This is a genomic window from Bacillus crepusculi (assembly GCF_014764715.1).
Taxonomy (GTDB): Bacteria; Bacillota; Bacilli; order Bacillales; family Bacillaceae; genus Bacillus.
This window is the reverse complement of the sequence record NZ_JACXXE010000034.1, coordinates 1-844: the sequence shown is the minus strand read 5'-3', so window position 1 is coordinate 844 and position 844 is coordinate 1. Positions and strand designations below refer to the sequence as shown.

At 52.0% G+C, this 844-nt stretch carries 9 tRNA genes; all 9 read right to left on the bottom strand.

Annotation, left to right across the window (positions count from 1 at the left end):
- Position 1 precedes the first annotated feature (1 nt).
- Positions 2–74: transfer RNA gene (locus tag IEE86_RS19230), tRNA-Ala, on the bottom strand.
- 8 nt (positions 75–82) lie between these two features.
- A tRNA-Pro gene (locus tag IEE86_RS19225) sits at positions 83–159 on the bottom strand.
- 7 nt (positions 160–166) lie between these two features.
- Positions 167–243 (bottom strand) — tRNA-Arg (locus IEE86_RS19220).
- 11 nt (positions 244–254) lie between these two features.
- Positions 255–340, bottom strand: a tRNA-Leu gene (locus tag IEE86_RS19215).
- A 12-nt stretch (positions 341–352) separates the two neighbouring features.
- Positions 353–424: transfer RNA gene (locus IEE86_RS19210), tRNA-Gly, on the bottom strand.
- Positions 425–454: 30 nt separating this feature from the next.
- Positions 455–537 (bottom strand) — tRNA-Leu (locus IEE86_RS19205).
- A gap of 8 nt (positions 538–545) precedes the next feature.
- Positions 546–621, bottom strand: a tRNA-Lys gene (locus IEE86_RS19200).
- 37 nt (positions 622–658) lie between these two features.
- Positions 659–734 (bottom strand) — tRNA-Thr (locus IEE86_RS19195).
- A 33-nt stretch (positions 735–767) separates the two neighbouring features.
- A tRNA-Val gene (locus tag IEE86_RS19190) sits at positions 768–843 on the bottom strand.
- Position 844: the final 1 nt, after the last annotated feature.

Here is an 844-nt window from a genome sequence, read left to right as displayed (position 1 = left end):
GTGGAGCCTAGCGGGATCGAACCGCTGACCTCCTGCGTGCAAGGCAGGCGCTCTCCCAGCTGAGCTAAGGCCCCATAAAAGATGGTCGGGAAGACAGGATTCGAACCTGCGACCCCTTGGTCCCAAACCAAGTGCTCTACCAAGCTGAGCTACTTCCCGATCTTAATGGCGCGCCCGAGAGGAGTCGAACCCCTAACCTTTTGATCCGTAGTCAAACGCTCTATCCAATTGAGCTACGGGCGCTTATTTTATAATGCCGAGGGCCGGACTTGAACCGGCACGGTAGTCACCTACCGCAGGATTTTAAGTCCTGTGTGTCTGCCAATTCCACCACCCCGGCGTGGATGGTATAAGCGGAAGACGGGATTCGAACCCGCGACCCCCACCTTGGCAAGGTGGTGTTCTACCACTGAACTACTTCCGCATTACAGGATTTCTTTATGTTATTTGGCTATGCGGGTGAAGGGACTTGAACCCCCACGTCATAAAGACACTAGATCCTAAGTCTAGCGCGTCTGCCAATTCCGCCACACCCGCATGAAACATGGTGAGCCATGAAGGACTCGAACCTTCGACCCTCTGATTAAAAGTCAGATGCTCTACCAACTGAGCTAATGGCTCTCTTTAAAAGCGACTTGTCTATCTTACCATATGAAAGTGGTGCCGGCAAGAGGACTTGAACCCCCAACCTACTGATTACAAGTCAGTTGCTCTACCAGTTGAGCTACACCGGCTTTATCTATCCTAACATTATGTAAGAATAAATATGGTGGAGGATGACGGGCTCGAACCGCCGACCCTCTGCTTGTAAGGCAGATGCTCTCCCAGCTGAGCTAATCCTCCA